Annotated in this window: 28 protein-coding genes; 16 read left to right on the top strand and 12 right to left on the bottom strand. The window is 60.5% G+C overall.

Translation table 11 applies throughout. The features are described from left to right. The first annotated feature begins 7 nt into the window (after positions 1-7). From metW to ACVWXD_RS26860, 5 genes are read left to right on the top strand one after another with little or no spacing between them, the layout of a single operon-like run. Positions 8-628, top strand: a complete 621-nt coding sequence (metW, locus tag ACVWXD_RS26880; protein WP_010207236.1) for a methionine biosynthesis protein MetW — start codon at positions 8-10, stop codon at positions 626-628. Between the two features lie 21 nt (positions 629-649). Next, the gene (locus tag ACVWXD_RS26875) at positions 650-1,084 is read left to right on the top strand and encodes a DUF4426 domain-containing protein (protein WP_032884139.1); all 435 of its coding nucleotides are present in this window, start codon (positions 650-652) and stop codon (positions 1,082-1,084) included. Then, positions 1,081-1,677 (top strand): RdgB/HAM1 family non-canonical purine NTP pyrophosphatase, encoded by a 597-nt coding sequence (gene rdgB, locus ACVWXD_RS26870; protein WP_457371519.1) that lies wholly within the window; start codon positions 1,081-1,083, stop codon positions 1,675-1,677. Before ACVWXD_RS26875 ends, rdgB begins: the two co-directional genes overlap by 4 nt. After that, positions 1,674-2,876, top strand: coding sequence for a radical SAM family heme chaperone HemW (gene hemW / locus ACVWXD_RS26865; RefSeq protein ID WP_032884140.1), 1,203 nt, complete (start codon positions 1,674-1,676; stop codon positions 2,874-2,876). Before rdgB ends, hemW begins: the two co-directional genes overlap by 4 nt. A 17-nt stretch (positions 2,877-2,893) precedes the next feature. Beyond that, positions 2,894-3,217 (top strand): DUF3392 domain-containing protein, encoded by a 324-nt coding sequence (locus tag ACVWXD_RS26860; RefSeq protein ID WP_032884141.1) that lies wholly within the window; start codon positions 2,894-2,896, stop codon positions 3,215-3,217. A gap of 140 nt (positions 3,218-3,357) precedes the next feature. Here ACVWXD_RS26860 and trmB read toward each other — a convergent pair whose 3' ends face one another. The 4 genes from trmB to ACVWXD_RS26840 form a co-directional block, all read right to left on the bottom strand. Continuing rightward, positions 3,358-4,086: a tRNA (guanosine(46)-N7)-methyltransferase TrmB gene (trmB, locus tag ACVWXD_RS26855; RefSeq protein WP_032884142.1), complete on the bottom strand. Its 729-nt coding sequence runs from the start codon at positions 4,084-4,086 to the stop codon at positions 3,358-3,360. Positions 4,087-4,095: 9 nt separating this feature from the next. Then, positions 4,096-4,890 carry a thiazole synthase gene (locus ACVWXD_RS26850; RefSeq protein WP_457371518.1) on the bottom strand — a complete coding sequence of 265 codons (795 nt, stop codon included), beginning with the start codon at positions 4,888-4,890 and terminating at the stop codon, positions 4,096-4,098. Positions 4,891-4,938: 48 nt separating this feature from the next. Then, positions 4,939-5,139: a sulfur carrier protein ThiS gene (gene thiS / locus ACVWXD_RS26845; protein ID WP_032884144.1), complete on the bottom strand. Its 201-nt coding sequence runs from the start codon at positions 5,137-5,139 to the stop codon at positions 4,939-4,941. A gap of 71 nt (positions 5,140-5,210) precedes the next feature. Further along, positions 5,211-5,588: a DUF423 domain-containing protein gene (locus tag ACVWXD_RS26840; RefSeq protein ID WP_401382908.1), complete on the bottom strand. Its 378-nt coding sequence runs from the start codon at positions 5,586-5,588 to the stop codon at positions 5,211-5,213. 74 nt (positions 5,589-5,662) lie between these two features. On the opposite strand from ACVWXD_RS26840, the gene mtgA reads away from it, so the two are divergent. Next, a complete protein-coding gene (gene mtgA / locus ACVWXD_RS26835) occupies positions 5,663-6,385 on the top strand; it encodes a monofunctional biosynthetic peptidoglycan transglycosylase (protein WP_457371517.1) in 723 nt (240 codons plus the stop codon). A 120-nt stretch (positions 6,386-6,505) separates the two neighbouring features. On the opposite strand, the gene rpoH is transcribed toward mtgA, so the two are convergent. The 4 genes from rpoH to ftsY form a co-directional block, all read right to left on the bottom strand. Next, positions 6,506-7,360: an RNA polymerase sigma factor RpoH gene (gene rpoH / locus ACVWXD_RS26830; RefSeq protein ID WP_003176698.1), complete on the bottom strand. Its 855-nt coding sequence runs from the start codon at positions 7,358-7,360 to the stop codon at positions 6,506-6,508. A 129-nt stretch (positions 7,361-7,489) separates the two neighbouring features. Further along, a complete protein-coding gene (gene ftsX / locus ACVWXD_RS26825) occupies positions 7,490-8,512 on the bottom strand; it encodes a permease-like cell division protein FtsX (RefSeq protein WP_032884149.1) in 1,023 nt (340 codons plus the stop codon). Further along, entirely contained in the window at positions 8,509-9,180 is a 672-nt protein-coding gene (gene ftsE / locus ACVWXD_RS26820) for a cell division ATP-binding protein FtsE (protein WP_003213784.1), read from the bottom strand. The genes ftsX and ftsE overlap by 4 nt, the downstream gene beginning before the upstream one ends. Further along, positions 9,177-10,592, bottom strand: coding sequence for a signal recognition particle-docking protein FtsY (gene ftsY / locus ACVWXD_RS26815; RefSeq protein ID WP_457371516.1), 1,416 nt, complete (start codon positions 10,590-10,592; stop codon positions 9,177-9,179). The genes ftsE and ftsY overlap by 4 nt, the downstream gene beginning before the upstream one ends. Before the next feature lie 233 nt (positions 10,593-10,825). Here ftsY and ACVWXD_RS26810 point away from each other — a divergent pair, with 233 nt between their 5' ends. From ACVWXD_RS26810 to ACVWXD_RS26795, 4 genes are all read left to right on the top strand, one after another. Continuing rightward, positions 10,826-12,181: a M16 family metallopeptidase gene (locus ACVWXD_RS26810; RefSeq protein ID WP_032884151.1), complete on the top strand. Its 1,356-nt coding sequence runs from the start codon at positions 10,826-10,828 to the stop codon at positions 12,179-12,181. Further along, entirely contained in the window at positions 12,174-13,658 is a 1,485-nt protein-coding gene (locus tag ACVWXD_RS26805; protein WP_095185136.1) for a M16 family metallopeptidase, read from the top strand. Before ACVWXD_RS26810 ends, ACVWXD_RS26805 begins: the two co-directional genes overlap by 8 nt. Further along, positions 13,658-14,269 (top strand): 16S rRNA (guanine(966)-N(2))-methyltransferase RsmD, encoded by a 612-nt coding sequence (rsmD, locus tag ACVWXD_RS26800; protein WP_032884156.1) that lies wholly within the window; start codon positions 13,658-13,660, stop codon positions 14,267-14,269. The genes ACVWXD_RS26805 and rsmD overlap by 1 nt, the downstream gene beginning before the upstream one ends. 192 nt (positions 14,270-14,461) lie before the next feature. Then, positions 14,462-15,457, top strand: a complete 996-nt coding sequence (locus ACVWXD_RS26795) for a hydrolase (protein ID WP_260367821.1) — start codon at positions 14,462-14,464, stop codon at positions 15,455-15,457. A 120-nt stretch (positions 15,458-15,577) separates the two neighbouring features. On the opposite strand, the gene ACVWXD_RS26790 is transcribed toward ACVWXD_RS26795, so the two are convergent. Then, complete coding sequence (locus ACVWXD_RS26790) at positions 15,578-16,432, bottom strand: sulfurtransferase (RefSeq protein WP_457371515.1); 855 nt, start codon at positions 16,430-16,432, stop codon at positions 15,578-15,580. A 31-nt stretch (positions 16,433-16,463) separates the two neighbouring features. Continuing rightward, positions 16,464-17,135, bottom strand: a complete 672-nt coding sequence (locus ACVWXD_RS26785) for a TetR/AcrR family transcriptional regulator (protein WP_095185138.1) — start codon at positions 17,133-17,135, stop codon at positions 16,464-16,466. Between the two features lie 146 nt (positions 17,136-17,281). Here ACVWXD_RS26785 and ACVWXD_RS26780 point away from each other — a divergent pair, with 146 nt between their 5' ends. The 5 genes from ACVWXD_RS26780 (at position 17,282) to ACVWXD_RS26760 (ending at position 22,014) form a co-directional block, all read left to right on the top strand. Further along, positions 17,282-18,709 carry a coniferyl aldehyde dehydrogenase gene (locus ACVWXD_RS26780; protein ID WP_457371514.1) on the top strand — a complete coding sequence of 476 codons (1,428 nt, stop codon included), beginning with the start codon at positions 17,282-17,284 and terminating at the stop codon, positions 18,707-18,709. 28 nt (positions 18,710-18,737) lie between these two features. After that, a complete protein-coding gene (locus ACVWXD_RS26775) occupies positions 18,738-19,283 on the top strand; it encodes a twin-arginine translocation pathway signal protein (RefSeq protein ID WP_095185140.1) in 546 nt (181 codons plus the stop codon). 39 nt (positions 19,284-19,322) lie between these two features. Beyond that, entirely contained in the window at positions 19,323-20,918 is a 1,596-nt protein-coding gene (locus tag ACVWXD_RS26770) for a GMC family oxidoreductase (protein ID WP_032884166.1), read from the top strand. 103 nt (positions 20,919-21,021) lie between these two features. Then, the gene (gene coaD, locus ACVWXD_RS26765; protein ID WP_003176711.1) at positions 21,022-21,501 is read left to right on the top strand and encodes a pantetheine-phosphate adenylyltransferase; all 480 of its coding nucleotides are present in this window, start codon (positions 21,022-21,024) and stop codon (positions 21,499-21,501) included. A 261-nt stretch (positions 21,502-21,762) separates the two neighbouring features. Further along, positions 21,763-22,014, top strand: coding sequence for a YfhL family 4Fe-4S dicluster ferredoxin (locus ACVWXD_RS26760; protein WP_032884168.1), 252 nt, complete (start codon positions 21,763-21,765; stop codon positions 22,012-22,014). 117 nt (positions 22,015-22,131) lie between these two features. Here ACVWXD_RS26760 and mutM read toward each other — a convergent pair whose 3' ends face one another. Then, positions 22,132-22,944, bottom strand: coding sequence for a bifunctional DNA-formamidopyrimidine glycosylase/DNA-(apurinic or apyrimidinic site) lyase (gene mutM / locus ACVWXD_RS26755; RefSeq protein ID WP_095185142.1), 813 nt, complete (start codon positions 22,942-22,944; stop codon positions 22,132-22,134). 22 nt (positions 22,945-22,966) lie between these two features. Continuing rightward, positions 22,967-23,833, bottom strand: coding sequence for an HDOD domain-containing protein (locus tag ACVWXD_RS26750; RefSeq protein WP_032884170.1), 867 nt, complete (start codon positions 23,831-23,833; stop codon positions 22,967-22,969). Between the two features lie 169 nt (positions 23,834-24,002). On the opposite strand from ACVWXD_RS26750, the gene ACVWXD_RS26745 reads away from it, so the two are divergent. Further along, complete coding sequence (locus tag ACVWXD_RS26745; protein ID WP_003213799.1) at positions 24,003-25,199, top strand: class I SAM-dependent rRNA methyltransferase; 1,197 nt, start codon at positions 24,003-24,005, stop codon at positions 25,197-25,199. Positions 25,200-25,236 lie beyond the last annotated feature (37 nt).

Genomic DNA, 25,236 nt, shown 5'->3' with positions numbered 1-25,236 from the left:
GAACGCCATGAGAGCCGACCTGGAAATCATCCAAGAATGGATCCCCGCCGGCAGCCGCGTGCTTGACCTGGGCTGCGGCGATGGCGAACTGCTGAGCTGGCTGCGCGACAACAAGCAAGTCACCGGCTATGGCCTGGAAAACGACCCGGACAACATCGCCCAGTGCGTGGCCAAGGGCATCAACGTGATCGAGCAGGACTTGGACAAGGGCCTGGGTAACTTTGCCAGCAACAGCTTCGACATCGTGGTGATGACCCAAGCCCTGCAAGCGGTGCACTACCCTGACCGCATCCTCGACGAAATGCTGCGCGTGGGTCGCCAGTGCATCATCACCTTCCCTAACTTCGGCCACTGGCGCTGCCGCTGGTACCTGGCGACCAAGGGTCGCATGCCGGTGTCGGATTTCCTGCCTTACACCTGGTACAACACGCCGAACATCCACTTCTGCACCTTCGAAGACTTCGAAGCGCTGTGTGGCGAGCGTGAAGCCAAAGTGATTAACCGACTTGCCGTCGATCAACAGCACCGTCACGGCTGGGCGAGTAAACTATGGCCCAACCTGTTGGGCGAAATCGGTATCTACCGGGTCAGCAGTCCTGGCCTGACCGACCACAAAATTGCCGTCTAATCATTTTCCAGAGGGGCGCTCATGAGTCGCTTGGCTATTTTTCTACTGACCGCTTGCCTGGGTGCCAACGCCTTGGCAGCCGACGCTATCGACGCAAATCGCAAGAAAGACTTCGGCGATATCACCGTTCACTACAACACCTTCACCTCCAGCTTCCTGCAACCGGAAACCGCCCAGAAAGTCGGCGTGGTACGCAGTAAGGAAAAGGGCTTGATCAATGTGACCGTGATCAAGGGCGTGACCCCCGTGGCCGCACAAGTAACGGGCACCATCAAGGATCTGGGCGGCAAGAGCGAGATCCTCACCTTCAAGCAAATCAACGAAAAAGGCGGGATCAATTATCTCGCGCCCTACGCCGTGACCCAGCGGGAATACAAGACGTTTACCATCAACGTTGAAACCGGCGGCAAAGCCCATAGCTTCCAATTCAACCAGGAACTGTTTCCGGCGGAATGATGAACCTTACCCAGCTCGTACTCGCCAGCCATAACGCCGGCAAACTCAAAGAACTGCAGGCCATGCTCGGCGACTCCGTGCAACTGCGCTCGATTGGCGAGTTCAGCCAGGTCGAGCCGGAAGAGACAGGCCTGTCGTTCGTCGAGAACGCCATCCTCAAGGCGCGCAATGCGGCGCGTATCTCGGGCCTTCCGGCGCTGGCGGATGACTCTGGCCTGGCGGTGAATTTTCTCGGCGGAGCACCTGGCATCTATTCGGCGCGCTACGCCGATGGCAAAGGTGACGCGGCCAACAACGCCAAGTTGCTGGACGCCCTCAAGGACGTGCTGGACGCCGAACGCGGCGCGCAGTTCGTCTGCGTGCTGGCCCTGGTGCGCCATGCGGACGACCCGTTGCCGATCCTTTGCGAAGGCCTGTGGCACGGGCGCATCCTGCATGCGGCCAGCGGTGAGCATGGTTTTGGCTATGACCCGCTGTTCTGGGTGCCAGAGCGCAATGTCTCCAGCGCAGAACTGAGCCCGGCCGACAAGAACCAGATCAGCCACCGCGCCCGCGCAATGGATTTGCTGCGCCAACGCCTGAGCCTGAAATGACCCACGACACCCAGGCGCTGCCGCTGATCCACGGCGGCGCGCAAACACCTCGGGCGGCCTTGCCCGTGCTGCCGCCCCTGGCGCTGTATATCCACATCCCGTGGTGCGTACGTAAATGCCCGTATTGCGACTTCAACTCTCACACCGCAAGCAAAGTGCTGCCGGAAGAAGAGTACGTGGACGCACTGTTGGCCGACCTCGATCAGGATCTGCATGCCGTTTACGGCCGGGAACTGAGTTCGATCTTCTTCGGCGGTGGCACCCCAAGCCTGTTCAGCGCTGCAGCACTGGGTCGCCTGCTCAAAGGCGTGGAAGCGCGCATCCCGTTTGCCGGCGATATCGAGATCACCCTGGAAGCCAACCCCGGCACGTTCGAACAAGAGAAGTTCGTGGCGTACCGCAAGCTGGGGATCAACCGCCTGTCCATCGGTATCCAGAGCTTCCAGCAGGAAAAACTTCAGGCCCTGGGCCGTATCCACAATGGCGACGAAGCTGTACGCGCTGCCGGGATGGCGCGCCAGGCCGGATTTGATAACTTCAACTTGGACCTGATGCACGGTTTGCCCGATCAGTCCCTGGACGACGCCCTCAGTGACCTGCGCCAGGCCATCGCGCTCAAACCCACGCATTTGTCCTGGTATCAATTGACCCTGGAACCCAACACGGTGTTCTGGAACCAGCCGCCGGCGCTGCCAGAAGACGACACCCTCTGGGACATCCAGGAAGCAGGCCAGGCACTGCTGGCCGAGCACGGTTACGCCCAATACGAAGTGTCAGCCTATGCCCAACCGGGCCGCCCGGCGCGGCATAACCTGAATTACTGGAGCTTCGGCGACTTTATCGGCATCGGCGCCGGTGCCCACGGCAAGCTCAGCCATCCGGACGGGCGCATCGTGCGCACCTGGAAGACCCGCGCGCCAAAGGACTACCTGAACCCGGCCAAAAGCTTCCAGGCTGGGGCGAAGGAGCTGACCAATGACGAGCTACCTTTCGAGTTTCTGATGAACGCTCTGCGCCTCACCGACGGCGTCGACGCCAGGCTCTACGCCGAGCGCACGGGCCTCGACCTGGCGAGCCTCGACGAGGCACGTCGCGAGGCAGAACAAAGTGGCTTAATGCAGGTCGAACCGTCACGCCTGGCGGCCACTGATCGCGGGCAACTCTTTCTCAATGACCTGTTGCAGAAGTTTTTGAGCTGACGCTCTAAGGAATTCGAATGGATTTGGTACTCGACCTGCTCGCCACCGTATCCCGCTGGAGCCGCAGCAACCTGTCGGAAATCTCCCTAGCGCTCGTGGGCTGTTTGCTGGTGCTGTTCGGCGCAGATATCAAGGGCTGGGTCGAAGCACGCCTGGGCAGCATCGCCGGCGCCTTGCGCGTCCCGCTGATGGCATTGGTATGCATGGTCGGCAGCGGCGCTGCATTGATCTACGCCACACCGTGGATTGTGCGGGGCTTGAGCCAGTTCAATAACTACAGCCTGGCGCCGGTGTTGGTGGTGGTGCTGGTGTTGATTGGCGTCGTCGCCGATCGCCGCTGACCTCAAATCCAACACAAAACAACTGTGGGAGGGGGCTTGCCCCCGATAGCGGTGGATCAGTCACTTTGATGTCGACTGACACTCCGCTATCGGGGGCAAGCCCCCTCCCACATTGAATTGCATTTCAAGTCAGTGGCGAGTTACGCCAGCTTCTCGAACTTCAAATCCCAAACCCCATGCCCCAACCGCTCGCCGCGACGTTCGAACTTGGTGATCGGACGCTCAGCCGGGCGCGGCACGCATTTGCCATCTTCGGCCAGGTTGCGGTAGCCAGGGGCAACGTCCATCACTTCCAGCATGTATTCGGCATACGGCTCCCAGTCGGTGGCCATGTGCAGGATGCCGCCAACCTTGAGCTTGCTGCGCACCAGCTCCGCGAAGGAAGCCTGGACGATGCGGCGTTTGTGGTGGCGGGATTTATGCCATGGGTCCGGGAAGAACAGCATCAGGCGGTCAAGGCTGTTGTCGGCGATGCAACGGTTAAGCACTTCAATCGCGTCGCAGTCGTAGACCCGCAGGTTAGTCAGGCCTTGAGTCAGGACGCCGTTAAGCAGTGCGCCGACACCTGGGCGGTGTACTTCCACGCCAATGAAGTCCTGGTCCGGCGCGGCAGCGGCCATTTCCAGCAGGGAGTGGCCCATGCCGAAGCCGATTTCCAGTGAGCGCGGGGCCGAACGGCCAAACACTTGGTCGTAGTCCACGGGCGCATCGGCCAAGGGCAATACGAACAGCGGCGTGCCCTGCTCCAGACCCTTTTGCTGGCCTTCGGTCATACGACCGGCGCGCATCACAAAGCTCTTGATGCGGCGATGCTTGGACTCGTCGCCTGCTTCTTCCACGGTGTTCGGCGTTTCGTTTGATTCAGTCATCAATGGCTCTTACTTGATCAGACCATCCAGCGGCGAAGAGGCGCTGGCGTAGAGTTTTTTCGGCATGCGCCCGGCGAGGTAAGCCAGGCGGCCTGCGACGATGGCGTGTTTCATGGCTTCGGCCATCATGATCGGTTGCTGAGCATGGGCGATGGCGGAGTTCATCAGCACAGCGTCGCAACCCAGCTCCATGGCGATGGTCGCGTCGGAGGCAGTGCCTACGCCCGCATCCACCAGTACGGGAATCTTGGCTTCTTCGAGGATGATCTGCAGGTTGTACGGATTGCAGATACCCAGGCCGGAACCGATCAGACCGGCCAGCGGCATCACGGCGATGCAGCCGATTTCCGCCAATTGACGGGCGATGATCGGGTCATCACTGGTGTAGACCATCACGTCGAAGCCTTCCTTGACCAGCGTCTCAGCGGCCTTGAGGGTTTCGATCACGTTGGGGAACAGGGTTTTCTGGTCGGCCAGCACTTCCAGCTTCACCAGGTTGTGACCATCAAGCAGCTCACGGGCCAGGCGGCAGGTTCGCACGGCTTCAATGGCGTCATAGCAACCGGCTGTGTTCGGCAAGAAGGTGTAGCGATCCGGCGACAGCACTTCGAGCAGGTTCGGCTCGCCCTCGATCTGACCGAGGTTGGTGCGGCGTACGGCGAAGGTCACGATTTCAGCGCCCGAGGCTTCGATGGCCAGGCGGGTTTCTTCCATGTTGCGGTACTTGCCGGTGCCGACCAGCAAGCGGGACTGGTAGGTACGACCGGCCAGGACGAAGGGCTTGTCGCTACGAACGATGCTCATGGGAAATCCTCGAAATGGGGTGAGGTTCTGCAGAATTCGGGCAGGCGACTAGCCGCCGCCGATGGCGTGGACCACTTCAACCTGATCACCTTCGGTGAGCGCAGTCTCGGCGTGGAGGCTACGCGGAACGATATCCAGGTTGAGCTCCACTGCGACGCGACGCCCGGTCAGGTCCAGACGGGTCAGCAGGGCCGAAACGGTTTCACCGTCGGGCAGTTCAAAGGATTCGCCGTTCAACAGAATGCGCATGCCGCGGGCCGCCATCGTTTTTAGGGGCCAGCATTCTAGCTTGATTGGCGTTGCCGGCCCAAGTCCCTTGGTCAGACGACCTGCAAGCGCCAGGCAAACAAACCGAGGAAGAACCAGCCGAGCAAGAACGCCAGGCCACCGAACGGCGTGATGATGCCGAGCTTGCTGATACCGGTCATGGTCAGCACGTAGAGGCTGCCGGAAAACAGCAGGATACCGATGACAAACGAGATACCGGCCCAAGTCACCAGGCGGCCGGGAAGTTGGGCGGCCAGCAACGCCACGCCGAACAGCGCCAGTGTGTGCACCAGTTGGTAGGTCACTCCGGTATGGAAGATCGCCAGGTACTCGGCGCTCAGACGGTTTTTCAGGCCGTGGGCGGCAAACGCGCCCAAGGCCACACCGGTGAAGCCGAAAAACGCGGCCAGCATCAGAAAGCTACGCAGCATAGGGAACTCCAGTCAGACTCATCGGGCAGGGTCTGTATAATGGCCCGCTCAACGGGTTCGGCCAAGCCATCTCTATGCTGCGTCTCCTATTCAAACGCTTTCTCAACGTCGTGAAATGGTTTGCCATCGGCAGTGTTTTGCTGGTGCTGCTGTTTCGTGTCGTCCCGCCGCCCTTCACTGCCCTAATGGTGGAGCGCAAGGTCGAATCCTGGTTCGACGGCGAACCCATTGACCTGCAGCGCACCTGGGTGCCGTGGGACGAGATCTCCGATGAGCTCAAAGTGGCGGTGATGGCCGGTGAAGACCAGCGCTTCCCGCAGCATTGGGGCTTTGATTTCGGCGCGATCCACGCGGCGATCCTGCACAACGAGCGCGGCGGTTCGATTCGCGGCGCCAGTACGTTGAGTCAGCAGGTGTCGAAGAATCTGTTCCTGTGGGCTGGCCGCAGTTATTTGCGCAAAGGGCTGGAGGCCTGGTTTACCGGGTTGATCGAGGTGCTGTGGCCCAAGCAACGGATTCTTGAGGTGTACCTCAATAGCGTGGAATGGGATGAAGGCGTATTCGGCGCGGAGGCGGCGGCACGGCATCACTTCGGCGTAAGCGCCAAGGGCTTGTCCCGGCAGCAGGCCAGTTATTTAGCGGCGGTGTTGCCTAACCCACGGGTATGGAGTGCCAGCCACCCGACCGCTTATGTGGCGCGGCGGGCGGCGTGGATTCGCCAGCAGATGAGCCAGCTAGGCGGAGATGGTTATCTGGTGGAACTGAACAACTCGCGCAAAGCGCCTTGGTCCGACTGATACAACACAAAAAAATGTGGGAGGACGCTTGCTCCCGATAGCGTTGGATCAGTCATTTTTATGTCGACTGACACTCTGCTATCGGGGGCAAGCCCCCTCCCACATTTTTAAGCGGCGCTTTTAAGCGGCGATCGACAACTTCAGCTTGTTCATCGCGCTTTTCTCAAGCTGACGAATTCGCTCGGCCGACACGTTGTACTTCTGCGCCAAGTCGTGCAGCGTGGCTTTTTCTTCCGCCAGCCATCGCTGGTAGAGGATGTCACGACTGCGGTCGTCCAACACTTCCAGCGCTTCGTGCAGGTTGTGGTTGGAATTGTCGCTCCAGTCGGCGTCTTCCAGTTGACGCGCCGGGTCGTACCGGTGGTCTTCCAGATAGTTGGCCGGCGATTGGAAGGCGCTGTCGTCGTCCGCTTCGGCGGCCGGATCGAAGGCCATGTCATGGCCGGTCAGGCGACTTTCCATTTCGCGCACTTCACGGGGCTCCACACCGAGGCTTTCGGCCACGCGGTGGACTTCCTCGTTGTTCAGCCACGCCAGGCGTTTCTTCTGGCTACGCAGGTTGAAGAACAGCTTGCGCTGGGCCTTGGTGGTCGCGACTTTCACAATGCGCCAGTTGCGCAGGATGAACTCGTGGATTTCCGCCTTGATCCAGTGCACGGCAAACGACACCAGGCGCACGCCCATCTCAGGGTTGAAGCGCTTTACAGCCTTCATCAGGCCGACGTTGCCTTCCTGAATCAGGTCAGCCTGGGCCAACCCGTAGCCGCTATAGCTACGGGCGATATGTACGACAAAACGCAGGTGGGCGAGCACCATCTGCCGAGCCGCCCCCAAATCCTGCTCATAGTAGAGACTCTCGGCCAGTTCACGCTCCTGCTCGGGCGTCAGCAATGGAATGCTGTTGACCGTGTGCACATAGGCTTCCAGGTTCGCACCAGGGACCAAGGCATAAGCAGGTTGCAAAGAAGTGGTCATACGAAAAAACCTCCGACTCACATAACTCGTGCAGTTCAGCACTGCGAAAATTGACCGGGAACCGTAGGACAAGTTCCCTAAACCACTGATACGGTCAATACAAACGAAACCACATTAATCTGACATTAACTACTTCGGTGCCAGCTCACGTAAATGCCGTGCGACCGCAATCCAGGCACCGATATAACCCAACAATACCGCGCCAAGCAAGAGTGACAGACCATCGGCCACCGGTACCCCGGCCAGGGCAAAATCACTGCCGTACAAGCCGGCAAGCCCAACGACTGCGTCGTTCAGCCAGTTCAGGCCGAACGCCAGCACGCCCCAGGACAAAATCCCCGCACCCAGGCCATAAAGCGCGCCCATGTACAGAAAAGGCCGACGCACATAGCTGTCCGTGCCGCCGACCAGTTTAATCACTTCTATCTCGATGCGACGGTTTTCAATATGAAGACGAATGGTATTACCTATCACCAAAAGTAATGCAGACACCAACAGCACCGTCAGGCCGAACACAAAACGGTCGCCAAGCTTGAGGATCGCCGCCAGGCGCTCTACCCAGACTAGATCAAGTTGCGCCTGTTGCACCTTCGGCATCTCTGCGAGTTTTTGCCGCAGGGCTTCAAGGGCCGGCTTGTCGACTTCATTCGGGGTCACCAGCACCACGCCGGGCAGTGGGTTCTGCGGCAGCTCTTTAAGCGCCTCGCCCAGGCCGGACTGCTGTTGGAACTCCTCAAGGGCCTGGTCGCGGCTAACGTACTCGGCGTCCGCGACGCCCGGCATATTCTTGATATCGTCCCGTAGCGCTTCGCCTTCCTTGGTACTGGCATCCAGGTTCAAGTACAGCGAAATCTGCGCCGCACGCTGCCAGGAACCGCCCAAACGCTCCACATTATTAAGCAGCAGCGACAAGCCCATTGGCAGGCTCAAGGCCACAGCCATCACCAGGCAGGTGAAAAAGCTGCCGATCGGCTGTTTGCCCAGACGGCGCAAGCTGTCCAGCAGGCTGGCGCGGTGGCTTTCGATCCAGGCGCGCAGCAAGGTGCTGAAGTCCGGGCCGTCGTCATCGTCGTGTTTTTTCTTTTTCGGTTGCGGGTCGGCCGGTTTTGGCGCAACGCGCTCGGAAACCTTAGGGCTACGTGTGGCACTCATACGCCAGCCTCCCCGTCACCGATCAGGCGACCGCGCTGCAGGGTCAGCATGCGGTGGCGCATGCGGGCGATCAGCGCCAGGTCGTGGCTGGCGATCAATACGCTGGTGCCCAGGCGGTTGATGTCTTCGAACACCCCCATGATCTCGGCCGCCAGACGCGGGTCGAGGTTACCGGTAGGTTCGTCCGCCAGCAGCAAGGCCGGGCGATGGACGATGGCGCGGGCGATGCCGACGCGCTGCTGCTGACCAGTCGAGAGGTCGCCGGGGTAGAGGTCGGTCTTGTCCGACAGCGCCACGCGCTCCAGGGCAGAATCCACACGCTTGACGATTTCGGCCTTGGACAACCCAAGAATCTGCAGCGGCAGCGCAATGTTGTTGAACACCGTGCGATCGAACAGTAACTGGTGGTTCTGGAACACTACGCCGATCTGGCGGCGCAGGAACGGGATCTGCGCATTACTGATGGTGGCCAGGTCCTGGCCGGCGAGCAGTAACTTGCCGGTAGTCGGGCGTTCCATGGCCAGCAGCAGGCGCAACAGCGTACTTTTGCCGGCCCCCGAGTGACCGGTGACAAACAAGAACTCGCCGCGACGCACTCGAAAGCTCAGCTCATGCAAGCCGACATGCCCGTTGGCATAGCGTTTACCGACCTGTTCGAATCGAATCATGAACGCTCCCGCTCGGCAAACAGTGCCTGTACAAAGGGTTCGGCTTCAAAGGTGCGCAGGTCGTCGATGCCTTCACCGACGCCGATATAACGAATCGGCAACCCGAACTGCTTGGCCAAGGCGAAGATCACACCGCCTTTGGCCGTGCCGTCGAGCTTAGTCAACGCGAGGCCGGTCAGTTGGACCGTCTGGTTGAATTGTTTGGCCTGGCTGATAGCGTTCTGGCCGGTACCGGCGTCCAGCACCAGCAGCACTTCGTGCGGCGCGTCAGCGTCGAGCTTGCCGATAACGCGGCGGACTTTCTTCAGCTCTTCCATCAGGTTGTCTTTGGTGTGCAGACGACCAGCGGTATCCGCGATCAGCACATCAATGTTACGAGCCTTGGCGGCTTGCACGGCGTCGAAGATCACCGAGGCGGAATCGGCACCCGTGTGCTGGGCGATCACCGGAATCTTGTTGCGCTCACCCCAGACCTGCAATTGCTCAACGGCAGCGGCGCGGAAGGTGTCGCCGGCAGCGAGCATGACTTTCTTGCCTTCCGATTGCAGTTTCTTGGCCAGTTTGCCGATGGTGGTGGTCTTGCCGGCGCCGTTGACGCCCACTACCAGGATCACGAACGGCTTGTTCGGGGTGATCACCAGCGGTGCTTCCACGGGCTTGAGCATCGCCGCCAGTTCGGCCTGCAAGGATTTGTAGAGTGCATCGGCATCGGTCAGCTGCTTGCGCGCGACCTTTTGGGTCAGGCTCTGGATGATCACCGCGGTAGCTTCGACGCCCACGTCGGCGGTCAGCAGACGGGTTTCAATGTCTTCCAGCAGTTCGTCATCGATGACCTTCTTGCCCAGGAACAGGCTGGCCATGCCTTCGCCGATGCTGGCGCTGGTCTTGCTCAGGCCTTGCTTGAGACGAGCGAAGAAGCCGGTCTTGCTTGTTTCGGTGGGTGGGGCGATCGGCTCTGGCTCGACAACCTCGATAACTTGGGCAGGCTCAGCGGCCACAACAGGCGCAGGAACCGGGACCTCCACGGCGAGTGGCGCTTCGGCCACCACCTCGACCGGCTCAACCACCGCAGGAATCGGCGGGACCACGTGCTCAGCCTGTATGTCTTCGACCAACGCCACGGGCTCTTCGGCCACTGGCAACTCAGGCCACGGCTTGTGCTCAGGCTCAGGCTCAGGCTCAGGCTCGGCCTCAACCACTGGCTGCAACACCGGCTCAGCCATCGGCAACACCACCGGCGCAGGCACTTCGGCAACCGGCTCGGCTTCTACTATAGGTTCGGGGATCGGCTCAGCTTGAACCTGTGGCTGTTCGACAACGGTTTCCTGCGGCTTTTTGCGCAGCCATCCGAACAGGCCTTTCTTCTCGCCAGCCGCAGCTGGGGTCTTCTTGTCGTCGTTGGAACCAAACATGGAGACGGCTATCTCAAGGTAGCGAAGTGCCAGAGCGGCACGTCGGTAAATAAAATTCGATGCGTAACAGACTGTTTTTTAGCCAGCTCGTTCATGCGCAACATTTTGTAAGGCCTAAATAGGGCCTCAACAAGACTGCCGCAGTGGCCGTCCGTATATTCGACCAGTATCCTAGCACCTCCTCGCCCGCTGACGCTAAGACCAAGCGGGCAGCCCAACAGGTTTAAAAACGAATGAATGCTCTAGCCCGCCGCGCCGCAGGCCTGCTGTTCAGCACAGTTTGTCTGCCTCTTACAGCCTTGGCTGCCGACCCACAACCCACCCATGAATTCACCCTGGACAACGGCCTCAAGGTCGTCGTGCGCGAAGATCATCGCGCCCCGGTGGTGGTTTCCCAGGTTTGGTACAAAGTGGGTTCGAGCTACGAAACCCCGGGCCAGACTGGTTTGTCCCACGCCTTGGAACACATGATGTTCAAGGGCAGCGCCAAAGTCGGCCCCGGCGAAGCCTCGCTGATCCTGCGCGACCTGGGTGCCGAAGAAAACGCGTTCACCAGCGATGACTACACCGCTTATTACCAAGTCCTGGCCCGTGACCGCCTGGGCGTGGCCTTCGAACTTGAAGCCGACCGCATGGCAAGCCTGCGTCTACCGGCCGACGAGTTCAGCCGCGAAATCGAGGTTATTAAAGAAGAACGTCGCCTGCGCACCGACGACAACCCGATGTCCAAGGCCTACGAGCGCTTCAAGGCCATGGCCTTCCCGGCCAGCGGCTACCACACGCCGACCATCGGCTGGATGGCCGATCTGGACCGCATGAAGGTCGAAGAACTGCGCCACTGGTACCAATCCTGGTACGTGCCGAACAACGCCACCCTGGTGGTAGTCGGCGACGTAACTCCGGACGAAGTGAAGAACCTGGCCCAACGCTACTTTGGCCCGATCCCCAAGCGTGACGTACCGCCCGCGAAGATCCCGATGGAGCTGGCCGAACCCGGCGAGCGCCTGCTGACGATGCACGTACAGACCCAATTGCCGAGCGTGATGCTCGGTTTCAACGTTCCTGGCCTGGCGACTGCCGAAGATAAACGCTCGGTGCAAGCCCTGCGCCTGATTTCGGCCCTGTTGGATGGCGGCTACAGTGCGCGCATCTCGGAGCAGCTGGAACGCGGTGAAGAGCTGGTTTCGGCCGCCTCCACCAATTACGACGCTTATACCCGCGGCGACACCCTGTTCATGCTGTCGGCCACTCCAAACCAGCAGAAGAAAAAGACCGTTGCCCAAGCCGAAGCCGGCCTGTGGCGACTGCTCGAAGAACTCAAAGCCAAGCCGCCAACCGCCGAAGAACTGGAACGCATCCGCGCTCAGGTCATCGCCGGCCTGGTCTATCAGCGTGACTCCATCACCAGCCAGGCCACGGCCATCGGCTCCCTGGAAACTGTCGGCCTGTCCTGGAAGCTGATGGACAGTGAACTCGCCGACCTGCAAAGCGTGACGCCTGAAGATATCCAGAAGGCCGCGCGTACTTATTTCACCCGCGAGCGTCTGAGCGTCGCCCATGTTCTGCCTGAGGAGACTGCTCATGAGTGATCGCAAAAGCCTGATCCTGCCTGGCCTGATCGCCGTTACCCTGATCGCGGCGAGCGCCGTGTATTTCCTGCGCCCAAGTGAATCGGTCGCGAGCCCGGCGCTTGAAAAAGCCCAGTCAGCCAACAAACTGCAATCCTTGGCGGAGTTGGACGGCAAGGCACCCACCAACCGCAAGCTCGACGTGCAAACCTGGACCACCGCCGAAGGCGCCAAGGTGCTGTTTGTTGAGGCTCATGAACTGCCGATGTTCGACATGCGCATCCTGTTCGCCGCCGGCAGCAGCCAGGATGGCGATGTGCAGGGCCTGGCGTTGATGACCAACGCCATGCTCAACGAAGGCATACCGGGCAAGGACGTCAGCCAGATCGCCAGTGGTTTTGAAGGCCTGGGCGCCGACTTCGGCAATGGCGCTTACCGCGACATGGCACTGGTATCCCTGCGCAGCCTGAGTGCCAGCGATAAACGCGACGCCGCCCTGGCGCTGTTTGACGACGTGATCGGCAAGCCGACCTTTCCGGCCGACTCCCTGGCCCGCATCAAGAATCAGATCCTCGCCGGCTTCGAATATCAGAAGCAAAACCCCGGCAAACTCGCCAGCCTGGAGCTGTTCAAGCGCTTGTACGGCGATCACCCTTATGCGCACCCGAGCGAAGGCACACCTGAAAGCGTGCCGAAAATTAACCTGGCGCAGTTGCAGGCGTTCCACGCCAAGGCGTACGCCGCCGGTAATGCGGTGATTGCGGTGGTAGGCGACCTGACCCGCGCCGAAGCTGAAGCCATGACCGCAAAGGTGTCCGCATCGCTGCCTAAAGGCCCGGCCCTGGCGAAGATTGCCCAGCCGACTGAACCAAAGGCCGGCCTGAGCCATATCGAGTTCCCATCCAAGCAGACGCACTTGCTGTTCGCCCAACTCGGCATCGACCGCGCCGACCCGGACTACGCGGCCCTGTCCCTGGGTAACCAGATCCTCGGCGGCGGTGGCTTCGGTACCCGTTTGATGAGCGAAGTACGTGAAAAGCGTGGCCTGACCTACGGTGTTTACTCCGGTTTTTCACCGATGCAGGTACGCGGTCCGTTCATGATCAACCTGCAGACACGCGCCGAAATGAGCGGCGGCACCCTGCGCCTGGTCGAAGACGTCGTGGCCGATTACCTCAAGAACGGTCCGACGCAAAAAGAGCTGGATGACGCCAAGCGCGAGCTGGCCGGCAGCTTCCCGCTGTCTACCGCCAGCAACGCCGATATCGTCGGTCAGCTGGGCGCCATGGGTTTCTACAACCTGCCGCTGAGCTATCTGGAAGATTTCATGAAACAATCCCAGGCCCTGACCGTAGAGCAGGTCAAGGCTGCAATGAATAAACACTTGAGCGCCGATAAGATGGTCATCGTGACCGCCGGCCCGACGATTGCGCAAAAGCCACTACCGCCCCCCACTGATAAACCCGCCGAGCAGCCGCTCGGGGTTCCGGAGCATTAATGGCCAGTTCATCTCGCCCGAAAAAACCTGTCCACAACGTACACAACGGTGTGGGCCAACTGCGCATCATTGGCGGTGAATGGGGCAGCCGCAAGCTGAGCTTCCCCGATGTCGTGGGCCTGCGCCCAACGCCGGATCGCGTGCGTGAAACCCTGTTCAACTGGCTCGCGCCGTATATCGCGGGCGCTAAGGTCTTGGACCCGTTCGCTGGCAGTGGCGCACTGTTCCTGGAAGCTTTGTCCCGTGGCGCGTCTCAGGCACAGGCGCTGGATGCCAGCAATGTGGCGGTCTCCAGCCTCAAGGAACACCTGGGCACCCTGCGTTGCACCAATGGCCAGGTACAAACTGCCGATGCTCTGCGCTACTTGGAAACCCAGGCGGCCAGCGAGTACGACGTAGTGTTCCTCGACCCGCCGTTTAACCAGAACCTCTTGCCGACCGTGTGCACGCTGCTGGAAGAACGCCAATGGCTGGCGCCCGACGCTTGGATCTACACTGAAAGCGAGACTGCGCCATCTTCCTTGGGACTGCCGGGCGCGTGGCGACTGCACCGGGAGCAGAAATCCGGGCGGGTGTATTACGCGTTGTGGCATCGGTTGGTCGAGAACTGAGAGTAATCCAGCTTTTGTGGTGAACGGGCTTGCCCCGCGCGGGGCTGCGGAGCAGCCCCAATAAAAACACCGCGCACCATCAGCTAGAACTCGGTCGCTTGGTCTGGGCCGCTCCGCAGCCCCGCGCGGGGCAAGCCCGCTCACCACAGAAGCCTGCTCACCACAGCAAACGCGCTTGCCACAGAGATCTGCATGACCCCTTCCTCTGAAAAATTCACCCCCGCCTTCGGCCTCGGCAACCCTCACCTGCAAACCCTGTGGGGGCCGCTGTGGCGCCCTACCACCCATATCGAACGCCAACGCGAACGCCTGTGGCTGGAAGACGGCGACTTTCTTGACCTCGACTGGCATGGCCCGCATGACGCGCAGGCGCCGTTGGTGCTGGTGCTGCATGGGCTGACCGGCTCGTCCAATTCCCCCTATGTAGCCGGCCTGCAAAAAGTCCTCGCAGCGCAAGGCTGGGCCAGTGCGGCCTTGAACTGGCGTGGTTGCTCGGGCGAGCCCAACCTGTTGGCCCGCAGCTATCACTCGGGCGCCAGCGAAGACCTGGCCGCCGCCATTGCGCATCTACGCGCCAAGCGGCCGCTGGCGCCGCTGTATGCGGTGGGTTATTCGCTGGGTGGCAATGTGCTGCTTAAGCACCTGGGGGAAACCGGCGAGGCATCCGGGCTGCAAGGCGCGGCGGCGGTGTCGGTGCCGTTTCGCCTGGACCAGTGTGCGGACCGCATCGGGATAGGCTTCTCGCGCGTTTACCAGAAGCACTTCATGCGCGAGATGCTCGCGTATATCCGCGTCAAGCAGCGTCAGTTTTTGCAGGATGGTCGGGAGGACGGGTTGAAAACCCTGGAAGCGCTCGGCTCACTGGAGAAGATGCGTACCTTCTGGGACTTCGATGGCCGGGTCACCGCGCCGCTGCACGGGTTCTTGAGTGCCGAGGACTATTACCGCCGCGCGTCGAGTCGCTACTACCTGGGTGCTATACGCACGCCGACGTTGATTATCCAGGCTGCCGACGACCCGTTCGTATTCGCCCACAGCTTGCCCGAGGCCAGCGAGCTGTCGGCGTGCACCAAGTTTGAGCTGACGGCCAAAGGTGGGCACGTGGGCTTCGTCGATGGCTCACTGAAACGCCCCAGCTACTACTTGGAGCGGCGCATTCCCCAATGGTTACTGTCAAAACACGGTTAAACATGTGGGAGGGGGCTCGCCCCCGATTGCGGTGGAACAGTCAATAATGTGTCGACTGATACTCCGTAATCGAGGACAAGCCCCCTCCCACATTTGGATTGGGTTTACACGACCGGTAAATCAGTCGCCAGTCGCAATTGCCCGCGCAGGATCGGTAATCCACTCGCTCCACGACCCCGCATACAACTTGCCCAACGGATAACCCGCCAGACTCAGGGCGAACAGGTTGTGGCAGGCCGTCACACCCGAGCCGCAGTACGCCACCAGATCTTCCGGCGAGCGGCCTTGCAACTGCGCGGCGAAGCGTTGCCTGAGTTGGTCGGCCGGCAGGAAACGTCCATCGCTGCCCAGGTTTTCGTTGAACGCCGCACATTGCGCACCGGGGATATGCCCGGCAATCGGATCAATAGGTTCAACGTCACCGCGAAAACGCGCTTGGGCACGGGCATCGATCAAGGTCAGGCCGGGTTGGCCCAAGCGTTTTTGCAGGTGTTCGGCGTCCAGCAACAGATGATTGTCCGGCGTACCCGCGAAGGTGCCAGGCTCTGTCACCGGCGCGTCCAGGCTCAAAGGGAAACCAGCTACATGCCAGGCCTTGAGGCCGCCATCCAGGATAAACACGCCATCGCGCTTGCCCAGCCAGGCCAGCAGCCACCAGGCGCGGGCGGCAAATGCGCCGGGGCCGTCGTCATAGAGCACCACGTCGGTAGTGGCATGGATGCCCCAGGCCCGCAATTGCTCGGCAAAAGTGTCCGCCGCCGGCAATGGGTGGCGGCCGGTCACACCCTTGATTACCGGGCCGCTGAGATGGCGTTCCAGGTCGGCATATTGCGAGCCGTCGATATGCCCTTCGGCGTAGCTGCAAAGTCCGTAATCCGGGTCTTCCAAGGCAAAACGACAGTCCAGGATCACCAGCCCGGTCGACTTCTGGCGCTCGGCCAATTGCTGGGGACTGATCAGTTGGGCAAGCGGCATGACGAACTCCTACGAATGCAGTGGGAAAGGCCTACTTCACTTCTTCCAGTGCCTGGTTCAGCGGCACGTAAAACTCTTTGAACAGCGCATCCACGTCCTCTTTCGCCTGAGGCGTGACAAAACCGGCCTCCAGCACCAGCACCTGATACACCCCACGCTTGATGGCTTCGGCGCTCAAATGGGCAGAATTTTCATTGGTGGTGCACAGAAAACGCACCCACGACGTGAGGATGATCCAGGCGTTGAGGGTCAGTGCTTCGGTTTGAACAGGGTCCATATTGAGGATGCCAGCGTCGACGAACCCCCGGTAGATCGCATTGCCTTGGGTCAGGCAACGCTGGGAAAAGCGCCGATAACCGGTGGCGAGCTCGGGATCGCTCTCCAGCAGATGTTCAAGGTCGCGATGCAGGAAGCGATAGCGCCACATCCCGGCCAGCAGGGCCTGCAGGTAGAAACGTTTGTCTTGAACCGTCGCGGCGCGCCCCTGTGGCGGACGCAGAAAACTGTCTACCAGCGCTTCGTATTCACGGAACAGCACGGCGATGATCGCCTGCTTGTTGGGGAAGTGGTAGTACAGGTTGCCCGGCGAAATTTCCATATGGGCGGCGATATGGTTGGTGCTGATACTGCGCTCACCCTGCTGGTTAAAAAGCTCCAGGCTGGTTTGCACAATGCGCTCGCTGGTCTTTACTCGTGGTGCCATAGGGGAATCAGCTTCTATACACGTGATGGCGCATCTTACGACCTATCCTTGCCAGGATAAATCTGCATGTTGCCGCAATGTTATTTGACAATTTAGAGCAATGACTCTAAAAATCCAGGCAGACCAATAACAATCGGTGCTGCGCCATGTCTGCCAACGTTGCCTACCTGCAAGATTCCCAGGTGCTGGATCAGCTCCAGGGCCTGTTCGACGCTCAACATCGCGCCTACGCCGCCAACCCCATGCCGCCGGCAGCACAACGCCAGCAATGGCTCAAGGCCCTGCGCGACCTGCTCAGCGACGAGCGTCAGGCGCTGATCAACGCAATCAGCCAGGACTTCAGCCACCGCAGCGCCGACGAGACCCTTTTCGCCGAATTGATGCCAAGCCTGCATGGCATTCACTACGCCAGCAAACACCTCAAAGGTTGGATGAAACCTTCCCGCCGTGCTGTAGGCATTGCCTTTCAACCGGCCTCAGCCAAGGTCATTTACCAACCGCTGGGCGTGGTCGGGGTGATCGTGCCGTGGAACTACCCGCTGTACCTGGCCATTGGGCCGTTAGTCGGCGCGTTGGCGGCAGGTAACCGGGTGATGCTCAAGCTCAGCGAGTCCACTCCCGCCACCGGCGAACTACTCAAAACCCTGTTGGCGAAAATCTTCCCCGAGGATCTGGTGTGCGTGGTGTTGGGGGAAGCCGACGTGGGCATGGCGTTTTCCAAGCTGCGCTTCGACCACCTGCTGTTCACCGGCGCCACCAGCATCGGCAAACACGTGATGCGCGCAGCGGCGGAGCACCTCACGCCGGTCACCCTGGAGCTGGGCGGCAAGTCGCCAGCCATCGTTTCCGCCGATGTACCGCTCAAGGACGCCGCCGAACGCATCGCCTTCGGCAAAGCCTTGAATGCCGGTCAAACCTGTGTGGCGCCGGATTACGTGCTGGTGCCGGAAGACCGTGTCGAGGGCTTCGTCGAGGCTTACAGCAAAGCCGTTCGCGGATTTTATCCGACCCTGGCAGACAACCCGGACTACACCGCAATCATCAATGAACGGCACTTGGCTCGGCTCAATAGCTACGTCAAGGACGCCACCGACAAAGGCGCGACGCTGATTCCGCTGTACGAGCAAGGCCAGGCGCGCCGCATGGCCCACAGCCTGCTGCTGGATGTCAGCGACGACATGACTGTGATGCAGGACGAGATCTTCGGCCCAGTGCTGCCGATCGTGCCGTATCGCGGTATCGACCAGGCGTTTGCCTACATCAACCAACGCCCTCGCCCGCTTGCTCTGTATTACTTCGGCTACGACAAGGGCGAACAGAACAGAGTGCTGCACGAGACCCATTCCGGCGGCGTGTGCCTGAACGACACCCTGCTGCACGTGGCCCAGGACGACATGCCATTTGGCGGCATCGGCCCTTCGGGCATGGGCCATTACCACGGGCATGAAGGTTTCCTGACTTTCAGCAAGGCTAAGGGTGTGCTGGTGAAGCAGCGCCTGAACGCCGCTAAGTTGATCTACCCGCCTTATGGCAAGGCTATTCAGAAGTTGATCCAGAAGCTGTTCGTTCGCTGACACCGCCACCCACGGGATAACAATAACAATGAACCCTAGCCTCACTGATTCACCCGCGCTGTCGCGGCGCGGCGTCTTGAAAATCGGCCTGTGCGCCAGCGCCTTCCTCGCCACCGCCGGGCTTGGCGCCAGCCTCAGCGGCTGTTCCAGCAGCACACCGGCCAGCGGCTTTGCCCTGTTGCGCAGCAGCGATCTGCCGTTTTTACGCGCGGTCATTCCGGTATTGCTGGAAGGTGTAGCCAGCGCCCAGGAGGTGGCCAACGGCGTTGAAGACACTCTGAAAAAACTCGATTTCAGCCTGCAGCGCCTGTCGCCCGAGATGTTCAAGCTCACCCAGCAGCTGTTCGACGTATTGGGCATGGCCATCACCCGAGGTCCGTTGACCGGTATCTGGGGCAGTTGGGAGAACGCCAGCACAGAGCAGATCCACAACTTCCTGCACCGCTGGGAAAACAGCTACCTGAACCTGCTGCGCATGGGCCAGGGCTCATTGCTCAAGCTGGTGATCATGGCCTGGTACTTCCAGCCCGCATCCTGGGCCCATTGCGGCTATCCCGGCCCGCCGAAGATCTGATCCGCATCCCCTCAACAATAAAAACAAGAGACGATCCTGATGCCCGTACCCGATCTGTTCCGCGAAGGCCTGGCCCGTGGCTGGAAAACCCACAACGGCGCCGCCCTCGACAATGACCTGACGCTGGAAGCCGACGTCGCCATCATCGGCAGCGGCGCCGGTGGCGGCACCACGGCCGAGATCCTCAGCGCCGCCGGCTATAAAGTGCTGCTGATCGAGGAAGGCCCACTCAAGACCAGCAGCGACTTCAAGTTGCTGGAGGACGAGGCCTACACCAGCCTGTATCAGGAAGGCATCGGCCGCATGAGCAAGGACGGCGCGATTACTATCCTGCAGGGTCGGGCAGTGGGCGGCACCACGTTGATCAACTGGACCTCCAGCTTCCGCACACCGGACGCCACCCTCTCTCACTGGGCCAGTGAATACGCGGTCAAAGGCCACAGCAGCGCCGAGATGGCGCCGTGGTTCGAAAAAATGGAACAACGCCTGGGCATCGCGCCTTGGGCCATGCCGCCGAACGCCAACAATGACGTGATCCGCAAAGGCTGCGAAAAACTTGGCTACAGCTGGCATGTGATCCCGCGCAATGTGCGTGGCTGTTTCAACCTGGGCTATTGCGGCATGGGTTGCCCGGTCAATGCCAAGCAATCGATGCTGGTGACCACCATACCGTCCACCCTGGAGAAAGGCGGCGAGTTGCTCTACCTGGCCCGCGCCGAACACCTCAAATACAGCGGCGACACCATCAGCAGCCTGGAATGCGTGGCCATGGATGAGCGCTGCGTATCGCCGACCGGGCGCAAGATCACAGTCAAGGCAAAACACTACGTGCTGTCGGGCGGCGGTATCAACAGCCCGGCGTTGCTGATGCGCTCGGACGCACCCGACCCGCACTCGCGCTTGGGCAAGCGCACCTTTTTGCACCTTGTGAATTTCTCCGCCGGGTTGTTCGACGAGGTGATCAACCCGTTCTACGGTGCACCGCAGTCGATCTACTCCGATCACTTCCAATGGCAGGACGGCACGACCGGCAAAATGTCCTACAAGCTAGAAGCGCCGCCCTTACACCCAGGATTGGCCAGCACGCTGTTCGGCGGCTACGGCACCGGGAACGCGCTGGACATGAGCCAATTGCCGAATACTCACGCCATGCTCGCCCTTTTGCGCGACGGTTTTCACCCCGACAGCCCTGGTGGAACGGTAGATTTGCGCGGCGACGGCACTCCCGTTCTCGATTATCAGGTTTCACCCTACGCCTGGGACGGCCTGCGCCGGGCCTTTCACAGCATGGCCGAAATTCAGTTTGCAGCGGGCGCCAAGTCGGTCAAGCCGCTGCATCACGATGCGCGCTACGTAAACACCTTGGCGCAAGCCCGCGAACTGATTGACGGTTTGAACCTGGAACTGCATCGCACGACCCTGGGCAGCGCCCATGTGATGGGCGGTTGCGCGATGGGTGAAGACCCGAAAAACGCCGTGGCCGACAGCCTGGGTCGCCATCACCAATTACGTAATCTGTCGATCCACGATGGCTCGTTATTCCCCACCAGCATTGGGGCCAACCCCCAATTGTCGGTGTACGGATTGACCGCCCAACTGGCCACAGCATTGGCCGAACGTCTGAAAACAGCATGAAAAAACGCTCGATCAGCGGCATGTATCTACATAAGTCGACTTGGCCGACCGGGATGGCTGCGATACCATCCGGTTCCCCAACGGACTCCGCCAGGACGACGCGATGAACCGAGTGTTGTACCCAGGAACCTTCGACCCGATTACCAAAGGCCATGGCGATCTGGTCGAACGCGCCTCTCGCTTGTTCGACCATGTGATCATCGCGGTCGCGGCCAGCCCCAAGAAAAACCCGCTGTTTCCCCTGGAACAGCGCGTGGAGCTGGCGCGTGAGGTCACCAAGCACCTGCCTAACGTCGAAGTCGTGGGCTTTTCGACGCTGCTGGCGCACTTCGCCAAAGAGCAGAACGCCAATGTGTTCCTGCGCGGCCTACGTGCGGTATCGGACTTCGAATACGAATTCCAACTGGCCAACATGAACCGCCAACTGGCGCCGGACGTTGAGAGCCTGTTCCTCACGCCTTCGGAACGTTACTCGTTCATTTCCTCGACGTTAGTCCGTGAAATCGCCGCTTTGGGCGGAGATATCACCAAGTTCGTGCACCCTGCCGTGGCGGACGCGCTGACGCTGCGCTTCAAGAAGTAGCCGAGGTTTGCCGGTTTACCTGTAGTGAGCCGGCTTGCCCCGTGCCGGGCTGCGAAGCCCCCAATAAGAGCACCGCGTAGCTTTAGGCAAACCCCGGCCGCCTGGATTGGGGCCGCTTCGCAGCCCAGCGAGGGGCAAGCCCGCTCACCACAAAAATCAAAAGCCACAAGTCAGACCGGCTCGCACTGCGGGCGCCAATGCGGCACAATTGCGCGCATTAGTTTTCAGATGCCCTGGCTGACAGCCCTGGCAGGAGTTTCCATGTCCCTGATCATCACCGACGATTGCATCAATTGCGACGTCTGCGAACCCGAGTGCCCGAACGCTGCCATTTCCCAAGGTGAGGAGATCTACGTGATCGATCCGAACCTGTGCACCCAGTGTGTCGGCCACTATGACGAACCTCAGTGCCAACAGGTGTGCCCGGTGGATTGCATTCCGCTGGATGAGGCGCGTCCGGAGACTGAAGAGGAACTGATGGAGAAGTACCGGAAGATTACCGGTAAGGCCTGAGGTTCTTCAGCGCCTGTCAGGGCCTTATCGGGGGCAAGCCCCCTCCCACACTTGTAATGCATTTCAAATGTGGGAGGGGGCTTGCCCCCGATGGTTATATCCGCCATCACACAACAATCAGCTCTGGCACTTGGGGCAAAACACACTCGCCCGCTGCCCCAGCACCACGTTGCGCAGCTCAGTCCCACAGACCTTGCACGCCTCGCCACCCCGGCCGTAGACGAACAACTCCTGCTGGAAATACCCCGGCTGCCCATCCCCGCCGATAAAGTCCCGCAACGTGGTGCCGCCCCGCTCAATGGCAGCCGCCAGCACGCGTTTGATCTCAATCGCCAGCTTCAAATACCGCCCGCGTGAAATACCACCCGCCTCACGACGCGGATCAATCCCCGCCGCAAACAGCGCTTCCGTCGCATAGATATTGCCCACGCCCACCACCACCGCGTTGTCCATGATGAACGGCTTAACCGCCATCGACCGCCTGCGGGACAGTTGAAACAAGCGCTCGCCATCAAACAGGTCGGTCAACGGCTCCGGCCCCAGACGGATCAGCAACTCATGGTTGTGCGGATCCTGGCTCCAGAGCATCGCGCCAAAGCGCCGAGGGTCGGTGTAGCGCAGGGCCATGCCCGATTCCAGCTCGATATCCACGTGCTCATGCTTGGCCGCCGGCATACCGACTTCCACCAGGCGCAAATTGCCTGACATGCCCAAGTGGCTGATCAAGGTGCCCACCTCGGCATTGATCAACAGGTACTTGGCCCGCCGCTCTACCAGCACGATGCGCTGCCCGGACAGGCGCACGTCCAAGTCTTCCGGGATTGGCCAGCGCAGGCGCCGCTCACGTACCACTACGCGGCTGACGCGCTGGCCTTCCAGGTGCGGCGCAATCCCGCGCCGGGTGGTTTCGACTTCTGGTAACTCGGGCATGTGTACCTCTTGAAGGGGGGAGTCAGTGCGCGCCCAGTTCGCGGATCGACAACTTCATACTCTCGAAGTCGTAATCCGACAGGCCCACGTAGTCCAGCACCAGAGGGCCGATGGCGTTCCACTCATGGTCAACCGACTGGTTGCCCAGCACCCGGTAGGACGAGCAGATGTGCTCGGCCATCTTCAGGATTGCCAGCAGGTTCTTCACCTGCGGGTTGCGCGACGACTCATCGCTGAAAACCGCCAGGGCGTTGTGGTGGTTGGCGATGGCATCGGTCACATGTTCCGGCAGGCGCCAGGACTTGGCGGTGTAGTAGCCAACCACCGCATGGTTGGTGTTGAACGCATTGTTCTCGGTGTCGACCACGCGGCAGTCAGGGCCGGCATTGGCGTAGGCCTGCTCCAGCACGGTCATATAGTTGGGGAAGCGCTTGAGCATCAACGGCACCCCGCAATCGTGGAACAAGCCCAAGGCATAGGCCTCGTCTACGGTCTGGGAACCCGTGCGCTTGGCCAGTGTGAGGCAGGTCATGGCCACATCCTGGGCGGTGTCCCAGAAGCGGTTGAGGGTGACGATGGTGTCGTCGCTCATCTCGCCCCTGATCGACTGCGCGTTGATCAGGTTGATGATCGACCGGCTGCCCAACAGGTTCACTGCGCGCTGGATCGAGGCAATCTTGTTGCTCAGGCCGTAATACGGTGAGTTGACAATCTTCAGCAACGCGCCGGACAGGCCGGGATCCTGGGAGATCAACCGTGCGATCACTTCCAGGTCCGGGTCAGGCATGTACTGCTCCATTTGCAAATCCACCATGATTTGCGGTTGGGGCGGTACGCTGATGCCTTGCAGGGCCTGCTGGATCTGTTCGGCGGAAAGCTCTTGGGACATAAGTACACACTCTGGGCTAGGCGAGGATTCTACCCCCTAAGCAAAGCTGACCGACACCTCAAAAACCGGATGGAGCCGGACCAAATTTGGGTGCTGGCCACATGTCCGGCGGCGCCGCGATTTCCTACGCAACAAGGTATACTCCCGCTCTTTTTTCCGGAGCGACGTCATGTCCCTGCCAAGCCTGCGTCTCAAAGCCAACGCCGATCGTCGTTTGCGCAACGGCCACCTGTGGGTCTACAGCAACGAAATCGATGTGGCCGCCACACCTCTTCACGGCTTCCAGGCAGGCGACCAGGCTATCCTGGAAGCGGCCGGCGGCAAGACCCTGGGCATCGTGGCCATGAGCCCGAACAACCTGATCTGCGCACGCCTGCTGTCGCGCGATATCAAGTTGCCGCTGGACAAGTCGCTGCTGGTGCACCGCATCAACGTTGCCCTGTCCCTGCGTGATCGCCTGTTCGACAAGCCGTTCTACCGCCTGGTCTACGGCGATTCCGACCTGCTGCCGGGCCTGGTAGTCGACCGTTTCGGCGACATCCTGGTGGTGCAGATCGCTTCGGCGACCATGGAAGCCCATAAGGAAGACGTGATCGCCGCACTGACCCAAGTGCTCAAGCCGAGCGGCATCCTGTTCAAGAACGACTCCGCCGCGCGCGACGCCGAAGGCCTCAACCGCTACGTCGAAACCGTGTTCGGCCTGGTGCCTGAGTGGGTCGCGCTGGAAGAAAACGGCGTGAAATTCGAAGCCCCAGTGATCCAAGGCCAGAAAACCGGCTGGTTCTATGACCACCGCATGAACCGCGCACGCCTGGCCCCATACGCCAAAGGCAAACGCGTACTCGACCTGTACAGCTACATCGGCGGCTGGGGCGTGCAAGCAGCAGCCTTTGGCGCCAGTGAAGTGTTCTGCGTCGACGCTTCCGCCTTCGCCCTCGACGGCGTCGAGCGCAACGCTGCGCTGAACGGCGTTGCCGAAAAAATGACCTGCATCGAAGGCGATGTTTTTGAAGCGCTGAAAGAACTGAAAGCCAGCGAAGAGCGTTTCGACGTGATCGTCGCCGACCCACCGGCCTTCATCAAACGCAAAAAAGACATGAAGAACGGCGAAGGCGCCTACCGCCGCCTGAACGAGCAAGCCATGCGTCTGCTCAGCAAGGACGGCATCCTGGTCAGCGCCTCGTGCTCCATGCACCTGCCGGAAGACGACCTGCAGAACATTCTGCTGACCAGCGCCCGTCATCTGGACCGCAATATCCAGATGCTTGAGCGTGGCGGCCAGGGTCCGGATCACCCGGTGCACCCGGCAATTGCCGAGACACGCTACATCAAGAGCATTACGTGCCGGTTGTTGCCGAATAGCTAACAGGCAAGCACAGATAAAAATGTGGGAGGGGGCTTGC

The sequence above is a fragment of the Pseudomonas sp. TE3911 genome (assembly GCF_054062775.1).
This window is presented reverse-complemented; position numbering and strand designations above follow the sequence as displayed.

Excerpts from the sequence above, each read along its gene's own strand:
- metW (WP_010207236.1), top strand. The coding sequence starts at position 8 with ATGAGAGCCGACCTGGAAATCATCCAAGAATGGATCCCCGCCGGCAGC.
- ACVWXD_RS26875 (WP_032884139.1), top strand. The coding sequence starts at position 650 with ATGAGTCGCTTGGCTATTTTTCTACTGACCGCTTGCCTGGGTGCCAAC.
- rdgB (WP_457371519.1), top strand. The coding sequence starts at position 1,081 with ATGATGAACCTTACCCAGCTCGTACTCGCCAGCCATAACGCCGGCAAA.
- hemW (WP_032884140.1), top strand. The coding sequence starts at position 1,674 with ATGACCCACGACACCCAGGCGCTGCCGCTGATCCACGGCGGCGCGCAA.
- ACVWXD_RS26860 (WP_032884141.1), top strand. The coding sequence starts at position 2,894 with ATGGATTTGGTACTCGACCTGCTCGCCACCGTATCCCGCTGGAGCCGC.
- trmB (WP_032884142.1), bottom strand. The coding sequence starts at position 4,086 with ATGACTGAATCAAACGAAACGCCGAACACCGTGGAAGAAGCAGGCGAC.
- ACVWXD_RS26850 (WP_457371518.1), bottom strand. The coding sequence starts at position 4,890 with ATGAGCATCGTTCGTAGCGACAAGCCCTTCGTCCTGGCCGGTCGTACC.
- thiS (WP_032884144.1), bottom strand. The coding sequence starts at position 5,139 with ATGCGCATTCTGTTGAACGGCGAATCCTTTGAACTGCCCGACGGTGAA.
- ACVWXD_RS26840 (WP_401382908.1), bottom strand. The coding sequence starts at position 5,588 with ATGCTGCGTAGCTTTCTGATGCTGGCCGCGTTTTTCGGCTTCACCGGT.
- mtgA (WP_457371517.1), top strand. The coding sequence starts at position 5,663 with ATGCTGCGTCTCCTATTCAAACGCTTTCTCAACGTCGTGAAATGGTTT.
- rpoH (WP_003176698.1), bottom strand. The coding sequence starts at position 7,360 with ATGACCACTTCTTTGCAACCTGCTTATGCCTTGGTCCCTGGTGCGAAC.
- ftsX (WP_032884149.1), bottom strand. The coding sequence starts at position 8,512 with ATGAGTGCCACACGTAGCCCTAAGGTTTCCGAGCGCGTTGCGCCAAAA.
- ftsE (WP_003213784.1), bottom strand. The coding sequence starts at position 9,180 with ATGATTCGATTCGAACAGGTCGGTAAACGCTATGCCAACGGGCATGTC.
- ftsY (WP_457371516.1), bottom strand. The coding sequence starts at position 10,592 with ATGTTTGGTTCCAACGACGACAAGAAGACCCCAGCTGCGGCTGGCGAG.
- ACVWXD_RS26810 (WP_032884151.1), top strand. The coding sequence starts at position 10,826 with ATGAATGCTCTAGCCCGCCGCGCCGCAGGCCTGCTGTTCAGCACAGTT.
- ACVWXD_RS26805 (WP_095185136.1), top strand. The coding sequence starts at position 12,174 with ATGAGTGATCGCAAAAGCCTGATCCTGCCTGGCCTGATCGCCGTTACC.
- rsmD (WP_032884156.1), top strand. The coding sequence starts at position 13,658 with ATGGCCAGTTCATCTCGCCCGAAAAAACCTGTCCACAACGTACACAAC.
- ACVWXD_RS26795 (WP_260367821.1), top strand. The coding sequence starts at position 14,462 with ATGACCCCTTCCTCTGAAAAATTCACCCCCGCCTTCGGCCTCGGCAAC.
- ACVWXD_RS26790 (WP_457371515.1), bottom strand. The coding sequence starts at position 16,432 with ATGCCGCTTGCCCAACTGATCAGTCCCCAGCAATTGGCCGAGCGCCAG.
- ACVWXD_RS26785 (WP_095185138.1), bottom strand. The coding sequence starts at position 17,135 with ATGGCACCACGAGTAAAGACCAGCGAGCGCATTGTGCAAACCAGCCTG.
- ACVWXD_RS26780 (WP_457371514.1), top strand. The coding sequence starts at position 17,282 with ATGTCTGCCAACGTTGCCTACCTGCAAGATTCCCAGGTGCTGGATCAG.
- ACVWXD_RS26775 (WP_095185140.1), top strand. The coding sequence starts at position 18,738 with ATGAACCCTAGCCTCACTGATTCACCCGCGCTGTCGCGGCGCGGCGTC.
- ACVWXD_RS26770 (WP_032884166.1), top strand. The coding sequence starts at position 19,323 with ATGCCCGTACCCGATCTGTTCCGCGAAGGCCTGGCCCGTGGCTGGAAA.
- coaD (WP_003176711.1), top strand. The coding sequence starts at position 21,022 with ATGAACCGAGTGTTGTACCCAGGAACCTTCGACCCGATTACCAAAGGC.
- ACVWXD_RS26760 (WP_032884168.1), top strand. The coding sequence starts at position 21,763 with ATGTCCCTGATCATCACCGACGATTGCATCAATTGCGACGTCTGCGAA.
- mutM (WP_095185142.1), bottom strand. The coding sequence starts at position 22,944 with ATGCCCGAGTTACCAGAAGTCGAAACCACCCGGCGCGGGATTGCGCCG.
- ACVWXD_RS26750 (WP_032884170.1), bottom strand. The coding sequence starts at position 23,833 with ATGTCCCAAGAGCTTTCCGCCGAACAGATCCAGCAGGCCCTGCAAGGC.
- ACVWXD_RS26745 (WP_003213799.1), top strand. The coding sequence starts at position 24,003 with ATGTCCCTGCCAAGCCTGCGTCTCAAAGCCAACGCCGATCGTCGTTTG.